Origin of the sequence: Pseudomonas baltica (assembly GCF_031880315.1) — a bacterium.
Classification (GTDB): Bacteria; Pseudomonadota; Gammaproteobacteria; order Pseudomonadales; family Pseudomonadaceae; genus Aquipseudomonas.
The window spans coordinates 709366-727716 of record NZ_CP134771.1; the positions used below are offsets into that span (position 1 = coordinate 709366).

Genomic DNA, 18351 nt, shown 5'->3' on the forward strand with positions numbered 1-18351 from the left:
GGGCAAGCCTTGCTCCCACAGTGCAAACGGATCCAGCGTTGCACCGGTGGGAGCAAGGCTTGCCCGCAAAGGCGCCCGCATGGTCACCTCAAATTCCAGCGATACGCACCGCCAGTTTGACCAAACTCAAATCACTCCCCCGCGGCCCCATCAGCGAGATCCCCAGCGGCGCGCCGTCCTTGTTGACCAGCGGCATGTTCAACTGCGGCATGCGGCACAGCACGGCGATGGCCAGCAGGTGGTGGGAGATCTGCCGGGTCTCTTCGATCTCTTCATCCCTGGCGCTCAACAGCGGCGCGATGTCCGGCACGGTCGGCATCACCAACACCCGATTGCCCAGCAGCGCGTCCCAGCGCGCCGCGAAGGTTTCACGGAACGCACAGGCACCGTCGTACTGCTCATCGGTCACTGCCTTGGACCAGGCGAAACGTGCGGCCACGTCAGGTCCGAGGGCCAGGCCATTGCGCTCGATGAACTCGCCTTGCGCCTCCCAGGCCTCACGTCCCTGGATATAGCGGAACGCCCAGTAGGCTTCTTTCAGGGACGGTAGTTCGCCGTCGAGTGTTTGCAGCGGGCCACCCACGGCACTGATCTGCGCCAATGCCGGGGCCAAGGCATCGATGGAAGCCGCCGGTAGCATCCCGAACAATTCGTCACTGCTCAGCAGCTGCGGTTGCGCAGGCAGAGGTGCCGAGTCCTCGCCCAGCAGGCACTCGCCCACCAATCCGAAAAGCTTGGCATCGCGGGTGAAAAACCCGGCGGTGTCCATGCTCTCGCACAGCGCCTGAGTGTTTGCCAGGGAGATGCGCCCATGACTCGGGCGCAGGCCGAACAGCCCGCAGTAGCTCGCCGGCGTGCGCACCGAGCCGCCGGTGTCGCTGCCCATGGCAAAGTCGCACAAGCCGTTGGACACCGCCGAGGCCGAGCCCGACGACGATCCGCCGGGAATTCGATCATGGGCGGCGCCATTGCGCGGCGTGCCGTAGTGAGCGTTCTTGCCGCTCATGGAGAACGCCATTTCGTTGGTGTGGGCCTTGCCGATCAGTTCGGCGCCGGCATCGAGCAGGCGCTGGATGGTCGGCGCGGTCTGCGTCTTGATCCCGGACATGGCCAGCACGTGAGGATTGCCGCCGCCCGTGGGGTAGCCGGCCACGTCGAACAGGTCCTTGGCAGCAAAGGTATACCCGGCCAACGGACCGCTGGCCGCGTGGGGCACGGCGACGACAGGATAGGGCATGAAGGCAAAGGCGGAATCGGTCATGACAAGGACTCGCAAAGGGGTTGAACAGGCACCGGCTGCCAGTGGTGGCAGCTCACGCGGTGGTCGGCGATAACGGTTTCGATGGCAGGTACGGTGCTGCGGCATACATCGGTGGCCTGCGGGCAACGCGGGGCAAAGGTGCAGCCGGCCGGCAGATTGGCAAGGTCAGGGGGCGCGCCGGGGATGCTGATCATGCGCTCGCCCTTGCGCAGGCCGTCCTTGGGCCGGGTGCCCAGCAGCACCTGGGTATAGGGGTGCCGCGGGTTATCGAGCAACTCGGCCAGCCTGGCCTGTTCGACGATGCGCCCGCCGTACATCACGGCCACGCGGTCGGCCACTTCAACAGCGGCGCCGATGTCGTGAGTCACGAAAATGATCGACAGCCCCAACGCTTGCTGCAGTTCGCGCAGCAGGATCAGAATCTGGATCTGCACCGTGGCGTCCAGCGCCGTGGTCGGCTCGTCCGCCAACAGAATCTGCGGCTGACAGGCCAGCGCCAAGGCGATCATCGCGCGCTGGCGCATGCCCCCGGACATCTCGTGCGGGTAGGCGTCCAGGCGTTGTTCCGGGCTGGGAATGCGCACCTGCCGCAACGCCTCCAGCGCCTGGCTGCGCGCCTGGGCCTTGGACAATGGCAGATGGCGGCGCAATGCTTCGATGATCTGCTGGCCGATGGTGTAGACCGGGTCCAGCGCCAACAGCGGCTCCTGGAAAATCATCGCCGCCACCGGGCCGCGCAGGGCCTGCAACTGGCTGCGGGATAACGCCATAAGGTCCCGGCCGGCGATCTCGATCTGCCCTTCGATGCGCGTCGAGCGCTCGGAATGCAAACGCATCAAGGCGCGCAAGGTGACGCTCTTGCCCGAGCCGGATTCGCCGATCAGCGCCAGCACTTCGCCTTTGGCGACCTCCAGGCTGACGCCATTGACGGCCGACAAGGTCTGCCCCCCGCGCTGGAACCGCACCTTGAGGTCGCGCACGGCGACCATGGGTTGTTCGCTCATGCCAAGGCTCCTGTAAAAATCAACTCGGCCGTCGGGCTCTGGCTGTGCCCTGCCCCCGGCTGCACCATCAGGCACGCGGCGTAATGGCTGTCGCTGGTAACCGTCAGGGTCGGCGCGGTGTGCCCGCAGATCGCTTCGGCGTGCGGGCAACGGGTATGAAAACGACAGCCCGAAGGGGGGTCGATCGGGCTGGGTGGATCGCCCGAGAGCGGCGACACCAAGGTGCGCTGGTTCGGGTCCATGGACGGCATCGAGGTCAGCAACGCCTGGGTGTAAGGATGCTGCGCCGCCGAAAACAGCGACTCGGCGGGCCCGACTTCGACGATTTCCCCCAGGTACATGACCATGATCCGATCAGACAGATAACGCACCACGTGCAGGTCGTGGCTGATGAACACGTAAGTCAGTTGCAGGTTGTCCTTGAGGTCCTGAAGCAGATTCAGCACCTGCGCTTCGACGGATTTGTCGAGGGCCGAGACCGCTTCATCAAGGATCACCAGTCTTGGGTTCACCGCCAGGGCACGGGCGATATTGACCCGCTGGCGCTGACCACCCGACAGCTCGTGGGCGTAGCGGCCGGCGAAGCGCCCCGGCTCCAGGCCCACACGGTCGAGCAAGTCGCGCGCCCGCTCCAGGGATTCGCGGCGGCTGACGCCATGCACCGAAGGCCCGAAGGCCACCGATTGCTCCATGGTCATGCGCGGATTGAGCGACGAGTAGCTGTCCTGAAAGACCATCTGCACCTGCCGCCGATAATCACGCAGCGGCAGTTGATGGCCGCCCACCTGCATGGCATCGAACACCAGCTCGCCGCTGTCGTGGGCGATCAATTGCATCAACAGCCGCGCGGTGGTGGACTTGCCGCAACCGGACTCGCCGACCACGCCGAGGGTCTCGCCCTTGTGCACCACGAAATCGATGCCATCGACAGCGCGCACCACATTCTTTTTGCCTAACCCACCTTTCACCAGGCTCTTTGTTATAGAGAAATGCTTGACCAGTTTCTCCACCTTCAACAAGGGTTGCGCCGGACCGCCAATATCACGTTGCTTCATGCTCAGCTCCTGATCGCCATGGCCGCCCGCAAGCGGTCGGCGAGCACGTTGAATGAGATCGAGGTGATGAAGATCATCGCCCCCGGCAGCGCCGACACCAGCGGCTGGGTGTAGATCGCGGTGCGCAGGGTGTTGAGCATCAAGCCCCACTCCGGCTCTGGCGGGGTCACGCCAAGGCCGAGGAACGACAGGCCGGACGCGAGGATCATCGACACTGAAATCAAGCCAGTGGTGAAGACAAAGATCGGCCCCAATACGTTGCCCAGCACCTGGGTACGGATAATGGTGAAGGCACCCGCCCCCGAGGCCCGCGCCGCTTCGATGTAATCTCGGTTGCGCACCTGGGTAGTGACGCTCTCGGCGATCCGCGCCACTTGCGGCACGAACACCAGGGTCAGGGAGATCAGCGCATTATTGACCCCTGCCCCCAGGGCACCGGAAAAGGCGATGGCCAGCAGCACCGACGGGAACGCGTAGAACACATCCACGGTGCGCATGATCAGGCTGTTCAGCCAGCCACCGAAGTAGCCGGCGATCACCCCGATGGCGCCGCCGATAAAGAACGCGAAGATCACCGGGGTGATGCCCATGAACAGCGACAGCCGCGCGCCCAGCATCAGGCGCGAGAGCAAGTCCCGGCCCAGCTCGTCGGTGCCCAGCGGGAAGCCTGGCGTGCCGATCGGCTTGAGGCGTTTGAACATCGAGGTGGTGAACGGATCACCCGGCACTATCCACGGGCCCAATACCGCCAGCACCAGCAACGCCAGGATCACCAGGGCCACCGCCAGGGCAACCGGGTCGCGGCGCACGCGCCCGAACACTTCACGCCAGTAGCCTGGCGAACTCTCGACTGCTGCGATGACCGGCGCGGCCGGTCGTACCATCGACAGGTTCATGCTCAGCCCCTCTTGATACGTGGATCGAGCAGCGTCTGCAGGATGTCGACCAGCAGATTGAGCGCGACGAAAAACAAGGCCAGCACCCAGATCGTGCCCTGCAGCAGCGGCAGGTCACGCTGGAAGATCGCCGAGTTGAGCAGCAGCCCGGTGCCGGGCCAGGCGAATACGGTCTCGACCAGGATCGAACCACCCATGAGGTAGCCGATCTGCAGGCCCATGACCGCCATGGCGGTGGGCGCGGCGTTCTTCACCACATGCAGGAACAGCCCCCATTCGCCCAGGCCCTTGGCGCGCAGGCCGATGATGAATTCCTGGGAGAGGATCTCCGCCACCTGGGCGCGCACGGTGCGGGCGATGATGCCGGTGGGGATCACCGACAAGGTGATCGCCGGCAGGATCATGAACTGCAGGTGCGCCCAGTCCCACGCCCAGGCCGACTGCCCCATGGGGCCGCCACCGGTGGCGGGCAGCCAGCCCAGTTGTGAGGAGAACACGATGACCATCAGCATGCCCAGCCAGTAGTGCGGCACGCTGACGCCGATGGCCGAGAACGCCGAAGCGATCTTGTCCAGCCAGCTGTCCTGAAAGTACCCGCCGACAAAGCCGAACAGGCTGCCGAGGACGAAGCCGAACAGGGTTGCCAGCACCGCCAGGCGCAAGGAGTAGCTGACGGCGTTGAGTACTTCGCTGGCGACCGGCCGGCCGCTGGCGATGGACATGCCCAGGTCGCCATGCAGCGCGTGCCAGATCCACAGGCCGAATTGCACGGGCAAGGGTTTATCGAAGCCATAAGCCGTTACCAGCTGTTGGCGCAGGGCCTCGGAGGCATCCGGCGGCATCACCGACACCAGCGGGTCGCCGGGGGCCATGTGCACGAGCATGAAACACACCAGCGCCACGCCCAGCAGGATCGGGGTCGCCAGCAGCACGCGGCGAAAGATATAGGCAAGCATGGGCTTTCCTCTTGGGGTCGTTCACGGTTTTGCGGTGGCCTGGCGGGCCTCTTCGCGGGCAAGCCTTGCTCCCACAGAGCAAACAGTTCCAATGTCGTACATCTGTGGGAGCAAGGCTTGCCCGCGAAAGGGCCCTAAAGAGCAACCCTCCTCCAGCAGGCTTCTCTAGTCCTGCTTGGACACCAGCGTCAGATCGATAAACCAGCTCTGCGGCTGCACCACACCGGTGACTTTCGGCGAGATGGCTCGCGGACCGACGTCGTGAGCGACGAACAGAAACGGCACTTCATCGACGATCGCCGCGTGCAATTTGCCAGAGGCCTCATCCAACGCCTTCGGATCGAAGGAATTGCGCACCTCGGTGATCAGCTTCTCGACCTGCGGCGAGGCGAAGTAGCCCCAGTTGTTGGACACCGGCGGGAAAGCCTTCTCGCTGGAGAAGCGCACCATGCCGAAGTACGGGTCCATGACCGCCGCGCTGACGTTGATCGCGTTGGCGCCCTGGGCCGCAGGGTCCTTGGCGCCCAGGCGCCAGCCGCTGAACAGGGTGTTCCATTCGGTGACGGCGATGTCGACGTCGAAATAGCAGCTCTTGAGGCTCTGCTGGATGTATTCGTTCATCGGCAACGGCTGCATTTGCCCGGAGCCGGACGCCGAGGTCAGGACCTTGACCTTGACTGGATGGTCGTTGCTGAAGCCCGCATCGGTCATGAGTTTTTGCGCTGCGGCCTGGTCATAGTGGATCTTGAATTCAGGGTTGCCGTACCACGGCGAATCCTTCTCGTAGATGCCCGTGGCCTCCTGCATGTAGCCACCCAGATAGGCTTTCAGCTCGCTGCGATCCAGGCACAGGTTGGCGGCCTGGCGCACGCGCTTGTCCAGCCATGGCGAACCGGGGGCGAAGGAGAACTGCCAAGGCCACAGGTGCGGCTGGCCGTTGGCGTAGATCTTGAAGCCCTTGCTTTTGATCTGGTCCATGGCATCGGGGGCCGGCGCTTCGATCCAGTCGACCTGGCCGGACAGCAACGCGGCGGTGCGAGCGTTGGCCTCAGGCAGCGGAATCAGCACCACGTGATCGACCCGGGGGATGCGTTTCGGGTCCCAGTAGCCGGGGTTCTTGTCCAGCACCAGCTCCTGGCGCGGCACCATGCGGTCCATCTTGAACGGGCCGGTGCCCACCGAGTGGGCGGCGAAGGCAGTCCAGGCGAGCTTCGAGCGTTCGGCCGGATCGGTGGTGGTCGCCGGCACGGCGTCGAAGTCCTTCTGCCAGGCGGTCGGCGAGGCCATGAACAGGTTGGTGAGGTTGTAAGGCAGCACTGCATCCGGTTCGCTGGTGGTCAGCTCGACCGTGAGATCGTCGATCTTGTGCGCGCTGCGCAAGGTCGGCATGCGCGAGACGGTCATGCCGATCTGTCCCGGTGCATATTGCGCAGCTTGCTTGTCGAGCACCTTGTTGACGTTCCACACCACCGCATCGGCGTTGAACGCGGAGCCGTCATGGAACTTCACTCCTGGGCGCAGCCTGAAGATCCACTTGGTGTGATCGTCGGGCTTGACCGCCCATTCGGTGGCGAGGCCCGGCACCAGCGTGCTGGGTTTTTCGCCTTGGGAAAGGTCCCACTCCACCAGGGAGTCGAACATCGTGATACCGGTAAAACGATTGCCCTCGTAGCCTTGATCCGGCTGGCCGTAGGTCAATGGGATATCCGCCGCGGTCATGGCGATACGCAGAGTGCTTTCGGCCATCGCGGCCAATGGCGACAGGGCGCCGATGGCGATCGAGCAGGCCAGTGCCAGGCGGGTGAAGCGGCGTGCGCGAGTTGCTGAAGCGTGCGTCATGGCGTATGTCCCATCAGTCAGGTAAGGAGAGCTGGGAGGGTCCAACGCAATGGCCATACCAACTTTTACCAGATGGTCTGGCGAAATATTCACCACAGCCTTTTTTCGCTTAATTTTCAGATAGATAAGTGTTTTAAAAAATCATCCCCCAAAACCACCCAAACGTTTGGGTAGTGTTGCGTGATGTTTCATGCAATCTTTTGGTACGCGGCGCTCCATAGTGGCGCAGCCGCACGAGATGATGCTTTAACGCCCACCAGCTTGCGCAAATGGGGGCGAAAAATGCGATTCTCCTACCCAGCTTCTTGCGCTCAGGCCTACCTCATGAACAAACGCCCGGCCACGCTTCGCGGTATCGCCCAGGCACTCGACATCCATGTGTCTACGGTGTCCCGCGTGCTCAACGGCAACCTCGACCACGCCGGGCGGGCCGCGTCCAAAGAGACCATCGAGCGCATCCGCGCCCTGGCCGCCAGCCTCGATTACCAGCCCAATACCCATGCGCGCACCCTCAAGACCCGGCACAGCCACGAGATCGCCGTGCTGGTACCGCGGCTGTCGGATATCGTCCTGGCGACCATCTATGAGGGAATCGACGAAGCCGCCGGGGCCGAGCGCTATACCACTTTCGTGGCCAACACTCTGGACCGCCCCGAGCGCCAGCGCGAACGTGCCGAACGCGCCCTGGCGCGCAATGTCGCGGGCCTGATCATCAGCGATGTGCATTGCACGGCCGAGCCGGGTTTTCTGGAAGAGCTGCAGGAGCGCCAGGTGCCTTTCGTGCTGGTCAGCCGCCGCCGCGGCGAGCATTGCTCGGTCACCTCGGACGACGAAATGGGGGGCCGCCTGGTCGCCGAGCATCTGTACTCCCAAGGCCATACCCGTGTTGCCGTGATCGCCGGCGAGCCGCACAGCAGCAACGCGCGGGACCGCACCGCAAGTTTCGTGGCGTATTACCGCGAACGCGGCATAGAGATCGGCGCCGAGCGCATCATCCCCGGCCACTTCGACACCGAGGCCGGGTTCAGCATCGGCGAACGCTTGCTCGCCCATCCACAGCCACCGACGGCGATCTTCGCCGTCAACGACTTTCTGGCGATCGGTCTGTTCGGCGCGATGCGCCATCGCGGCCTGGTGGCCGGCCGCGACATCGCCGTGGTCGGCTACAACGACACGCCCCTGGCAGCCCACCTGCAACTGACCAGCATCAGCACCAGCATGCACGCGCAGGGAATGCGCGCGGTGGAAACCCTGCTCATGCGCATCAAGGGTGAGCCGGTGCAGTCACATCGGTTTCCGGCGGCGTTGATTGTGCGGGACAGTAGTGTGTGTTCGCCCTGAGGCTCGGCGGCCTCCTCGCCGCCGCCCGTCACTCGACCTTCATTCAGGCACGATCGGCAACGCCCGTTTGTGCGCCGTCTTGAGATACGCCGCTTCGATGATCGCCACCGCCCCCGCTGGCAGCGGCTTGCCTAGCAGATAGTTGTCGATGTCAGCGTAGGTGCAGCCGTAGGCCACCTCGTCCAGCTTGCCCGGCACTAGCTCTTCAAGGTCCGCCGTGGGCGGCTTGCCGACCAGTTGCGCGGGCGCGCCCAAGGTCTCGGCCAGCAGCCGTACCTGGCCTTTGGTCAGCCCCGACAGCGGCGCCAGGTCACAGGCGCCATCGCCGAACTTGGTGAAAAAGCCCATCACCGCTTCCGCACCGTGGTCAGTGCCGACCACCAAGGCGCCGACGAAGTTGGCGATGGCGTATTGCGCCAGCATCCGGCTGCGGGCCTTGACGTTGCCCTTGGCGAAGTCGGTGAGCTCGGCGCTCGGCTGCAGGCCGTCGAGGTGGATATTGGCCATCAGGCCATCCACTGCGTCGGCAATATTGACGGTGGTTACCGCGTCGGCCTGGATGAACTGCAGCGCCAGCTGCGCATCCTGCTCGTCGGCCTGGGTCTTGTAGGGCAGGCGCACCGCGACGAACTTGACCGCGTGCCCCTCGCCGCGCAACTGCTCGACCGCCAACTGGCACAGGCGCCCCGCCGTCGATGAATCGACCCCGCCGCTGATGCCCAGCACCAACGCCTTGGCGCCGGAGTCGAGCAGCACGCCCTTGATGAATTCGACTCGGCGGGTGATCTCGGTGCGGGCAGTCGCGGCATCGATGATGCTTGGATCGATACCCAGTGCGACCTGGATGTCGGCTTGCAGACGGGTTTGAATGTTCATCACTTGGCTCCCTGGTCGTTGACGGTGTCGACGCCGAACACGCTGGCGGCGTAGCGCAAAAAGCTTGGGTCTTCGCAGACGTTCTTGATCGGATCGTCGGAGAACTTCACTACCGGCTGGCCGTGCACCTTGACCAGCTTCATGACGATGCTCAGCGGCTCGACGCCTTCGACGTCGCAGGCCAGATTGGTGCCGATGCCGAAACCCGCGCGGGCGCGGCCACCGACGTGGCGGAAAATATTCAGCGCCTTCTCGAAATTCAGGCTGTCGGAGAACATCAATTCCTTGCTCCTGGGGTCGATGCGCAGCGCCTCGTAACGGGCGATGACCTTGTCGGCCCACACGCACGGATCACCCGAATCCTGGCGCAAGCCGTCATAAAGTTTGGCGAAGTACAGGTCGAAGGTCTTGAGGAAAAAGTCCGTCGAGATGCAATCGGTCAACGCGATGCCCAGGCGCCCGCGGTACTCCTGTACCCAGCGTTCCAAGGCCATGCTCTGGCTCTGATCGAGGCGCGTCAGCTGCTGGTGGACCATCAGCCATTCGTGGGCCATGGTGCCGATCAGCGGCAGGTTGAATTCATAGGCCAACTGCGCGTTGGAAGTGCCGACGAACACGCCGGGGAAGTCGCGCTGCATCACGCTGACCACTTCACGCTGAGCGGCGAACGACAAACGCCGGCGGGTGGAGAAGTCAGACACCCGCAACTGCGACAGCTCCTCTTTGGAGGCGTTTTTCTCCAGCCATTCGAACTTCTGATACAGCCGATCGCGCACTTGGCTCAAGGTCGCATCCGGGTAGCGATGGCGATTGCGCAGCTCGCTGACGGTGGCCAGGATCGGCATTTCGAACAGGATGCAGTGCAGCATCGGGCCGCGCACGCGGATGGCTAACTGGCCGTCCTCGACACCGATGTGCACGTAGCTGAACTTGAAGCGGAACAGCCCCAGAAAGCGCTGAAAATCAGGCGTCAGGTATTCACGAAAGCGCGCATCGAACAAGAACCGCAGCTCGTCATCACGCATCTCGAGGCTGACCAGACTTTCGAGCTGCTCGCGCAGGTCCGGAATCAGATGCGTCAAGTCTTCCCTGGAGCGAACGATGAACTTGTACTCGACCTCGACGTTCGGCAATTGGTGCAGCACGGCCTGCATCATCGAGAACTTGTAGAAGTCGTTGTCCAGCAGGCTGTTGATGATCCGTGGTTGTTGGATGTATGCGCTTTCCATGATGCCTTTACTCCTGAGTGGCCGCGATCAACGCCGGTTGATCGCTGATGACCTGAATCCCTGCTTGCTGCATCGCCGCCAGCGCGTCGATGCCACCCTGTTCACTGATACCGCGGCAGGCAGGCAAGTACAGCAGCACCGCAAAACCCGCTGAAGCCAGTTGCAGGGCCGTGGTCTTGACGCAAAAGTCCAAAGCCAAACCGCCAACGATCACGCGTTCGATGTCCTTGGCCTTGAGGAACTCGATGACACCCGTGGACAGCTTGTTGTCCAGATCGTGGTAGCAGGCGCCGTAAGGATGCAGATCCGGCTCCACGCCCTTCCACACGAAGTAGTCGTAGTCATAGGGAGTGGGTAATTCGTCCAGCAGGGTGAAGCCTTCGGTGCCCGGTACGCAGTGGCTGACCCAGGTGAGGTCGGCATGCTTGAGGCCGGTGGGCTGGAGCATGTTCTCGTGGCCGGTCACGAGCCAGGCGGGATTGCTGGCGTGGGCGTCCTTGCTGCCGACCCGTAGGCTGGCGAAACGAGCCATGAAGTTCAGCTCGCTGCCGATCTGCTCGCCACCTGCCACCGGCAGCTCGTCAGGGCACAGCGGGGTGAAGGACTTCTGCGCATCGACATCGAATGACGCGGTGGTGAGTTTGCTTAGAGTCATATCGTGTTCCTCCGTTGCCTGACTACAAAGTACACGTGATGTACCGTAATATCAACACCCGTCAAAAAACAATTAAAATCACTCTGCCAAAGGCGCGGCAAGGAGGCATTCGAATTGCATACATGGTATCCGTCATGTACTTTTACCCCAAAGGAGAATTCTCGACATGCCCCAGACCGCACTCGAACACGGCAAGAGAATGGACTACCTGCACACCATCGACATGGTCGTGCTGCATTATTGCCGCAAGACCCAGGCCATCCAGGTATTGCTCAACCGCCGCCAGCAAGCTCCCTTCGCTGACAGCTGGGCGCTGCCGGGGCTGGTACTCAACGGCAGTGTGCGCGATGTGACCATGGACGAAGGCGTGCAGCGCCTGGTGGCATCGAGCAAGATCGGCCTGGCGCTCGACTATATCGAGCAGGTCGCCACCGTCGGCGATGCCTACCGAGATCCGCGCTGCTGGTCGTCCTCGACCATCTATCTGGCGATTCTGGCCCAGCCAGCCGCCTTGAGCGACGAGCAGAAATTTGTGTCGCTCAAGTCCCTGGAAAGCCGCGAGACGCGCCTGCCTTTCGATCACAACGAGCTGGTCGACAAGGTTCGCGAGCGGTTGTATTCGAAGTCGCTGTACACCAGCTTGCCGTTGCTGTTTCTGGGGCAGGAATTCAGTGCGCCGGAGGCGACGACGGTGTATTCGGTGGTACTGGGGCGGCCGGTGCTCAAGACCAGCATTCGCCAGCGGTTGTTGAAGCTGGTGGATGAGGGGTTTATCGCTGAGACCGGGCGCAAGAAATCCGGCGAGGGGATCAAGGCGCAGGCCACGGTGGAGAATCGGCGGCCGGGAGAGGTGTTCTATTTTGATCGTTCATTCGCCTGAACCCGGATGCCCCGCGACCGGCGCTTGCTCAGCCATCAACTCGGTAACCCACTCGATAAACACCCGCACCTTGCTGCTGATAGGGCGATTCGGTGGAAACGCGACGCACAACGGCAACAACGCGCTGCTGAAGGGCACTGGACCAGTCCCCATACGCTAGCGCACGTGTGAATCAGCGGGACGAGCCCGTACTACCCAGGGTCTCCCCACCCAGCAGCTCGATAAACCGCTGTACATTCGCACGCTTGCACTTATCCGCCGGGACGAAAGCGCAATAGGCATGCCCCAACGGCAACGAAGCAGCCGACAACGCCAACAGCCGCCCCGCTTCGAGATCCGCCTGCGCCAACAGTTTCTGCCCCAAGGCAATCCCGCAGCCCAGCCGCGCCAAGGTAATCGACAGGCTCGACAACCCCGATCTGCGCCCCTGCGCCGGGTCCGGCGCTGGCTGTCCAACTTGCTGGGCATACCACTCGCTCCAAGTCGGATGCGACGCGTAATTGGGCCCCCACTGCGTATGGATGAACAGACTTTCGTGCACTTGGGACAGATCGAACGTCGGATTGCCATGGCGATACCAGAGTTCCGGCGCACAGAGCGGCACTACCTGATCATGGAACAACGCAATGGCGGTCAACGACGGGTAGTGATAATCGCCGTAGCTGACGCGGATATCCACGTCATGCCGCGCCAGGTCGACCGGATCATCTTCCACCCGCACGTCAACCGACAACTGCGGGTAGATCTCCAGCAGGCTGGCCAGCTTGGGCGCCAGCCAGCCCTCGGCCAAGGAGAACGGCACGCTGACGATCAGCCGCGTGCGCAACTCACCCTCGAGAATGCGCGTGGTCATGGTCGCGATTTCGTCCAGCGCGCGCGAAGTCTGCGGATAGATCGCCAGGCCGGCGTCGGTCAGCGACAGGCGATTACCGTTGCGCATGAACAGCTTCTTGCCAAAATACTCCTCCAGATGACGCACCTGCTGGCTGACCGCTGCCGCCGATACGCCCAGCTCCCGGCCGGCCATGGCGAAGCTGCCCAGGCGGGCGGCCACTTCGAAAGTCCTGACGGCATTGAGCGGCGGTAGTCGTTTCAAGAAAGAAGCCTCCCTAAGTTTTACTGTAGGGAGCCTAACAATTTGTAGCATTGATGCGAAGTTTTTTGCGGGTTAGCTTGAAGGCTCAACCATTGGAGCCGACGCAATGAACAACGTCATCGATCTGCAACGTTACCCGCTGGACCGGGAGGGGACTGAAGAATGGACCGCTTTGGTCCATAGGGCACGTGAGGATCTGCAACGCGACGGCATGTTCAGCCTCGAAGGCTTCGTGCTCGCCGAACAGGTGCAACGGGCCGCAGCGCAGATTCAGCCGATCATGGCCAGCCAGTCCCATACCCACAAGCGCTCGCACAACATCTACTTCAAGCCGCAGATTCCCGAGCTGCCTGCCGACCACCCTGCCCTTCGCAGTGTCGAGACCGTCAGCCACACCCTGTGCGCCGATCAGTTGCAAGACACCTTGGTCACCGCCGTATACGAATATCCCGGGCTGGTCGCCTTCTTGGCCGCGGTCATGGAAAAAACCGCGCTGCACGTCATGACCGACCCTTTGGCGCGGGTCAACGTGATGAGCTATCGCCAGGGCGAAACCCTGAACTGGCACTTCGACCGCTCGGAATTCACTACTACCCTGCTCCTGCAGGCACCCGACCAAGGCGGGGAATTCCAGTACCGCAGTGACTTGCGCAGCAACGACGACCCCAACTACGCAGGCGTCGCGCAGTTGCTCGAGGGGCACGATCCAAAGGTGCAGTCGCTGCAACTACAAGCCGGCACCCTGAATGTGTTCCGCGGCAAAAATACCGCGCACCGGGTCACCCCCGTGCGCGGCCAGCGTGAACGCATGGTGGCGGTGTTTTCCTACTACGAAAAACCGGGGGTGATGTTCACCGCCGAAGAGCAGATCGGCTTCTACGGTCGGGCGTCCTGAACCCACACATAACGCGTCAACCACAATAAAAAGGATCCTGTGCTTCGCCCTTAGCTCGACCCTGCCACCTTTAATCCAATCGTTGGGGAACTTCATGGGTCACACCTACCGCGTCACCAGTAAAATCCTCGCCTGCGCCGCCCTCAGCGCCAGCGTGATGTTCTCGGGTTTTACCTTGGCCAAGGACTGGAGCACCGTTCGGGTCGCCACCGAAGGGGCCTATGAACCCTGGAACACCACCCTGCCGAGTGGCGAGATTTCCGGGTTCGAACCCGAACTGCTCAAGGACTTGTGCACCCGGCTCAAGCTCGATTGCCAACTGCAGGCGCAGGATTGGGACGGGATGATCGCCGCCTTGAACGCCGGCAAGTTCGATGTGCTGATGGATGCCATCGTGATCACTCCGGACCGCGCCCAAGTGGTCGCCTTCTCCCACCCCTATGCCAACACTCAAGGCGTGTTCGCCAGTGCCGATCCGAAGATCATCGCCTCCATGCCCAGCACCGACGTGCTCAAGCTCAGCGGTGATGCAACGGCGGACAAAGCCGTCATCGACACCTTCAAGGCATTGGTCAAGGGCAAGGTGCTGGGCATCCAGTCCGGGACCGCCTACACCGAATTCGTGGAAAAGAACTTCAACGACATCGCCACCATTCGCGAATACAAGAAGTCCGGCGAGCACATGATGGACCTCAGTGCCGGGCGCATCGACCTGGCCTTCGACGACGTGACTTTCTTCGCCTCCGCGCTGGAAAACCCGGACAACAAGGCCGTGCACATGGTCGGGCCGAAGATCGGCGGGCAGATCTGGGGCCCAGGCGAGGCCTTGGCGTTTCGCAAAAGCGATGACGACCTGCGCGAGAAATTCAATCAGGCACTGACCGCGGCGCTGGCAGATGGCACGGTGCAACGGCTGTCGCAGAAATGGTTCAAGGCGGATATTCGGCCCTGATCGAAGCTCACGCTTGTGCCCCCTGGCCTTCAAGTCGGGGCGCATTGTTGGTCCGGGGCCGAGGCGTTCTACACGCGCCTGGGCTTCGTCTGCACCGACCGTTTCATCGGCACAGACCCCTTCCTGCGCCCGGCCGGCACACTGGATCACCACACCTTATTCTTCATTCAGACTCCGCCGTTCATGAAGGGCATCGAGCACTTCACCTTCCACATGGCCGGGCCGACGGAGGTGATGCTGGCCGGCACCCGGTTCGTGGAAAAGGGCGACGAGTCGTTCTGGGGGCCGGGCCGCCATCAGTTGGGTTCAAACTGGTTCTGGTACTTCAACAGCCCGCTGGGTTGCCACGTGGAGTACGACCCCGACATGGATCTGCACGACGACAGCTGGGCGCCGCGCACCGAGCCTTCGAGCGCTGATACTTCGCAGTGCTTCCTGTTCGAGCATCGGGAGAAATGGATGCCGGGGGGCAAGTCGGAGCAGATCGCCAGGCGGGCGCAGCCCTGTGCCGCGGCACCCAGCGCCAGGGGTGCCAAACCTCAACGCGGCTCACTCTCGAAGCGACTCAGGAGCCACGGCATCACGCTGAGCACCAGCAGTGCCAACAAGGTGCTCAGCAATGCCGTGGCTTCCTTGCCCATGCCGGTGGCCACACCAATCGCGGCGGTCATCCAGAGGCCCGCCGCGGTAGTGAGGCCTTTGACGCGTTGGGGGTCCCGGGTGCTGTTCTTGAGTATCGTGCCAGCCCCCAGGAAGCCGATACCGGCCACCACGCCCTGAACCACACGGCTCATGGCGTCCTGCTCGGCGCCACCAAGGCTGGGTACCAACACGAACAGCGCCGCACCCAGCGATACCAGCATATGCGTGCGCACCCCCGCCGATTTGCCTTGGGACTCGCGCTCGAAGCCCAGAATGCCGCCCAGTACCGCCGCCATCAATAAGCGGATGGTCACCCGCGTCAATTGCGAAGCGTCGGTGATATCGGCGAACTCGAGCACCAACGTGTCACAGACTTCCTGCCACCATGCATTCATGGGTTTACCTTGGTTGTTGGATCTGAACCTTGAGACCGCGACGAGGGGTGCAAGTGCAGGGCGAGCCGCACAGGTCCGCAGCAAAGGACCACCCCCCAACCCCAACACATTCAACGATGAAAAACTGGCGCCTGTTCGCCGAACATCATCCCTTAAACCCGCTGCCGTAAAACTATCTCCCGCACCGCCGCGACTACCGGATCATGGTCGTCAGCGCGCCAGATGGCATGGGTCTCATACTGAACCTGCGCCTGAATCGGCTTGAACACCACGTTCTCGAAGCACGCATTACGCGCATCCTCGGGCACGATCGCCACGCCCATGCCCGCACTCACCAACGACAGAATCGCATGGGTCTGGTCCATGAACTGCACATAACGCGGCTTGACCCCGGCCCGCTCGAACATGCTCATGAGCAAGTCATGGAAGTACCAGCCCACCTGGGTGTACATGATGAAGGGCATGTCATCGAGCTGCTTGAGCGCCACCATCTGGCGGCGCGAAGCCAGCGGATGATTGCGCGACACCGCCAGCGCCAGATCGCCCTTGTCGATACAGACCGACTCCTGTCCCTTCTGCTCCAGCCCCGGACGGATCAGCCCCAGATCGATACGGCCGAAGGGCAAGGCCTGCAGCTGATCGCGGGTGGTCATCTCGCGAAAGATCACCTCGATGTTCGGCAGCTCCACCTGGGCCAGCTCCGCCAGCTTGGGCAGGAAGCTGTACGCCGCCGAGCCCATGAAACCTACCGTCACCGAGCCGCTGAGCAGATTGGCCGCGCGCCTGGCCACCTGAATGGCCCGCTCGCTCTGCTCCAGCAGCTTGCGCGCCTCGCCCAGAAACGCCACACCGGCCGGAGTCAGAGACACCGAACGCGAAGTGCGTTGCAGCAACAGCACCCCGAGCTGGTCTTCGAGCAATTGAATCTGCCGGCTCAACGGCGGTTGCGTCATGTGCAGCAGCACCGCTGCCCGGCCGAAGTGCAGTTCGGTGGCTACCGCGACGAAGCATCGGAGCTGCGCGAAACCTATCATCGATTCACCTTTTGGATCGTTTGAATACCAAATATGGCTTAGACATGCATCGATTGGCAACTTACTCTCACTTCCAAGAGAGCGCTGACATGCCGGGCATCGGTGATACCGACTTGACGCAGCCCTCGACAACAACAAATGGAGAACGGCTCTATGTCGCACATCACTCGCGTCGAAATCTTCGATTTTACCTACGACGTCCACAACCTCGCCTCCCAGGGCGAGCACACGCACAACCACGTGGCCTATAAAAAAGGCGGCAAAATGACTCTGTCCAAGTACGCCGTGGTCATCGAAACCAACGACGGTGTGCGGGGTGAATACGTCGCCATGTGGGGTGGCACTCGCCCAGCCCTTGCCCAGTCACTGATGCTTGCCCCGGACCTGCTCGGCCGCAACCCCAACGACCGCGAAGCCATCTACGACGAGTTCAAGCGCAAGCTGCACCACTTCGATCACATGGGCCACGGCCCGATCGACATCGCCTTGTGGGACCTCACCGGCAAGCAGCTCGGAGCCTCTATCCAGACCTTGCTCGGGGGCTATCGCAGCCGCCTCAAAGCCTACGCAAGCACCTTCCACGGCGACCGCAACGGCGGTCTCGACAGCCCCGAAGCCTATGGCGAATTCGCCGTGCGCTGTCGCGAAATGGGCTACAAGGGCTACAAGATCCACGGCTGGTTCGATGGCAATCCCCGAGAAGAAGCCGCCGCGATCCTGCAAACCCGCAAGGCGGTCGGCAACAGCATGGAGCTGATGTACGACGGCGCCTGCGACCTCAAGACCTTTGCCGACGCGCTCTACGTGGGCAAGGCCTGCGACGAGGCCGAGTACTTCTGGTTCGAAGACCCTTACCGTGACGCCGGGCTCTCGGCGTTCTCGCACAAGAAGCTGCGCGAAATGCTCAAGACCCCACTGCTGATCGGCGAACACGTGCGCGGCCTCGAACCCAAAGCAGACTTCGTGATTGCCGGCGGCACCGACTTCGTTCGCGTCGACCCCGAATACGACATGGGCATCACCGGCGCCATCAAGACCGCGCGCATGGCCGAGGCCTTCGGCCTGGATGTCGAGATTCATGCCGTCGGCCCGGCGCACCGCCACGTGATGGGCGCGATCCGCAACTCCAATTTCTACGAAATCGCCCTGGTCGGCCCCGACTGCGCGAACAACATTCCGCAGGTCTATACCTGCGGGTACTCCGACCAGATCGACTGCATCGACGCTGACGGCACCGTGCCCGTCCCCACCGGTCCGGGCCTGGGGGTCACCTATGACTGGGAATACATCAAGCGCCACACCACCGCCCATCACGTCTTCGATCTGAACAAACGCTAAGAGAGGG

Annotated in this window: 17 protein-coding genes and 2 pseudogenes; 6 read left to right on the top strand and 13 right to left on the bottom strand. The window is 62.6% G+C overall.

Annotation, left to right across the window (positions count from 1 at the left end; translation table 11 throughout):
• Positions 1-88: 88 nt before the first annotated feature.
• The 6 genes from REH34_RS03165 to REH34_RS03190 all read right to left on the bottom strand — a co-directional run bounded on the left by REH34_RS03165 (position 89) and on the right by REH34_RS03190 (position 7011).
• Positions 89-1261, bottom strand: coding sequence for an amidase (locus REH34_RS03165; protein ID WP_311970725.1), 1173 nt, complete (start codon positions 1259-1261; stop codon positions 89-91).
• Positions 1258-2265 carry an ABC transporter ATP-binding protein gene (locus REH34_RS03170; RefSeq protein WP_311970726.1) on the bottom strand — a complete coding sequence of 336 codons (1008 nt, stop codon included), beginning with the start codon at positions 2263-2265 and terminating at the stop codon, positions 1258-1260. The genes REH34_RS03165 and REH34_RS03170 overlap by 4 nt, the downstream gene beginning before the upstream one ends.
• Complete coding sequence (locus REH34_RS03175; RefSeq protein WP_311970727.1) at positions 2262-3320, bottom strand: oligopeptide/dipeptide ABC transporter ATP-binding protein; 1059 nt, start codon at positions 3318-3320, stop codon at positions 2262-2264. Before REH34_RS03175 ends, REH34_RS03170 begins: the two co-directional genes overlap by 4 nt.
• Before the next feature lie 2 nt (positions 3321-3322).
• Positions 3323-4216, bottom strand: coding sequence for an ABC transporter permease (locus tag REH34_RS03180; protein WP_226504795.1), 894 nt, complete (start codon positions 4214-4216; stop codon positions 3323-3325).
• 2 nt (positions 4217-4218) lie between these two features.
• Positions 4219-5172, bottom strand: a complete 954-nt coding sequence (locus REH34_RS03185) for an ABC transporter permease (RefSeq protein WP_311970728.1) — start codon at positions 5170-5172, stop codon at positions 4219-4221.
• 165 nt (positions 5173-5337) lie between these two features.
• Positions 5338-7011, bottom strand: coding sequence for an ABC transporter substrate-binding protein (locus REH34_RS03190; RefSeq protein WP_311970729.1), 1674 nt, complete (start codon positions 7009-7011; stop codon positions 5338-5340).
• 324 nt (positions 7012-7335) lie between these two features.
• Between REH34_RS03190 and REH34_RS03195 the strand changes: the two genes are divergently transcribed.
• A complete protein-coding gene (locus tag REH34_RS03195; RefSeq protein ID WP_311970730.1) occupies positions 7336-8352 on the top strand; it encodes a substrate-binding domain-containing protein in 1017 nt (338 codons plus the stop codon).
• Positions 8353-8391: 39 nt separating this feature from the next.
• Here REH34_RS03195 and nadE read toward each other — a convergent pair whose 3' ends face one another.
• The 3 genes from nadE to REH34_RS03210 are packed head-to-tail and all read right to left on the bottom strand — an operon-like array spanning position 8392 to position 11112.
• Entirely contained in the window at positions 8392-9228 is an 837-nt protein-coding gene (gene nadE / locus REH34_RS03200) for an ammonia-dependent NAD(+) synthetase (protein ID WP_311970731.1), read from the bottom strand.
• On the bottom strand, positions 9228-10457 hold the full coding sequence (gene pncB, locus REH34_RS03205) for a nicotinate phosphoribosyltransferase (RefSeq protein ID WP_311970732.1): 1230 nt from the start codon (positions 10455-10457) through the stop codon (positions 9228-9230). Before pncB ends, nadE begins: the two co-directional genes overlap by 1 nt.
• Before the next feature lie 7 nt (positions 10458-10464).
• Entirely contained in the window at positions 10465-11112 is a 648-nt protein-coding gene (locus REH34_RS03210) for a nicotinamidase (protein WP_311970733.1), read from the bottom strand.
• Between the two features lie 166 nt (positions 11113-11278).
• Here REH34_RS03210 and REH34_RS03215 point away from each other — a divergent pair, with 166 nt between their 5' ends.
• Positions 11279-11992: an NUDIX hydrolase gene (locus REH34_RS03215; RefSeq protein WP_226504802.1), complete on the top strand. Its 714-nt coding sequence runs from the start codon at positions 11279-11281 to the stop codon at positions 11990-11992.
• Here the strand turns inward: REH34_RS03215 and REH34_RS03220 are convergent.
• Both REH34_RS03220 and REH34_RS03225 read right to left on the bottom strand, forming a co-directional pair.
• Positions 11981-12109, bottom strand: a pseudogene (locus REH34_RS03220) (LysR family transcriptional regulator); the annotation flags it as partial. The gene REH34_RS03215 and the pseudogene REH34_RS03220 overlap by 12 nt on opposite strands.
• Before the next feature lie 55 nt (positions 12110-12164).
• Positions 12165-13088, bottom strand: coding sequence for a LysR substrate-binding domain-containing protein (locus REH34_RS03225; RefSeq protein ID WP_311970734.1), 924 nt, complete (start codon positions 13086-13088; stop codon positions 12165-12167).
• 106 nt (positions 13089-13194) lie between these two features.
• Here REH34_RS03225 and REH34_RS03230 point away from each other — a divergent pair, with 106 nt between their 5' ends.
• The 3 genes and pseudogenes from REH34_RS03230 to REH34_RS03240 form a co-directional block, all read left to right on the top strand.
• Complete coding sequence (locus tag REH34_RS03230) at positions 13195-13983, top strand: 2OG-Fe(II) oxygenase (RefSeq protein WP_226504804.1); 789 nt, start codon at positions 13195-13197, stop codon at positions 13981-13983.
• Between the two features lie 94 nt (positions 13984-14077).
• A complete protein-coding gene (locus REH34_RS03235; protein ID WP_311970735.1) occupies positions 14078-14935 on the top strand; it encodes a transporter substrate-binding domain-containing protein in 858 nt (285 codons plus the stop codon).
• A gap of 60 nt (positions 14936-14995) precedes the next feature.
• Positions 14996-15406, top strand: a pseudogene (locus tag REH34_RS03240) (glyoxalase); the annotation flags it as partial.
• A 68-nt stretch (positions 15407-15474) separates the two neighbouring features.
• Here REH34_RS03240 and REH34_RS03245 read toward each other — a convergent pair.
• Positions 15475-15972, bottom strand: coding sequence for an MgtC/SapB family protein (locus tag REH34_RS03245; RefSeq protein WP_226504806.1), 498 nt, complete (start codon positions 15970-15972; stop codon positions 15475-15477).
• A 152-nt stretch (positions 15973-16124) separates the two neighbouring features.
• A complete protein-coding gene (locus tag REH34_RS03250; RefSeq protein ID WP_311970736.1) occupies positions 16125-17006 on the bottom strand; it encodes a LysR family transcriptional regulator in 882 nt (293 codons plus the stop codon).
• 153 nt (positions 17007-17159) lie between these two features.
• On the opposite strand from REH34_RS03250, the gene REH34_RS03255 reads away from it, so the two are divergent.
• On the top strand, positions 17160-18344 hold the full coding sequence (locus tag REH34_RS03255) for an enolase C-terminal domain-like protein (RefSeq protein WP_311970737.1): 1185 nt from the start codon (positions 17160-17162) through the stop codon (positions 18342-18344).
• Positions 18345-18351: the final 7 nt, after the last annotated feature.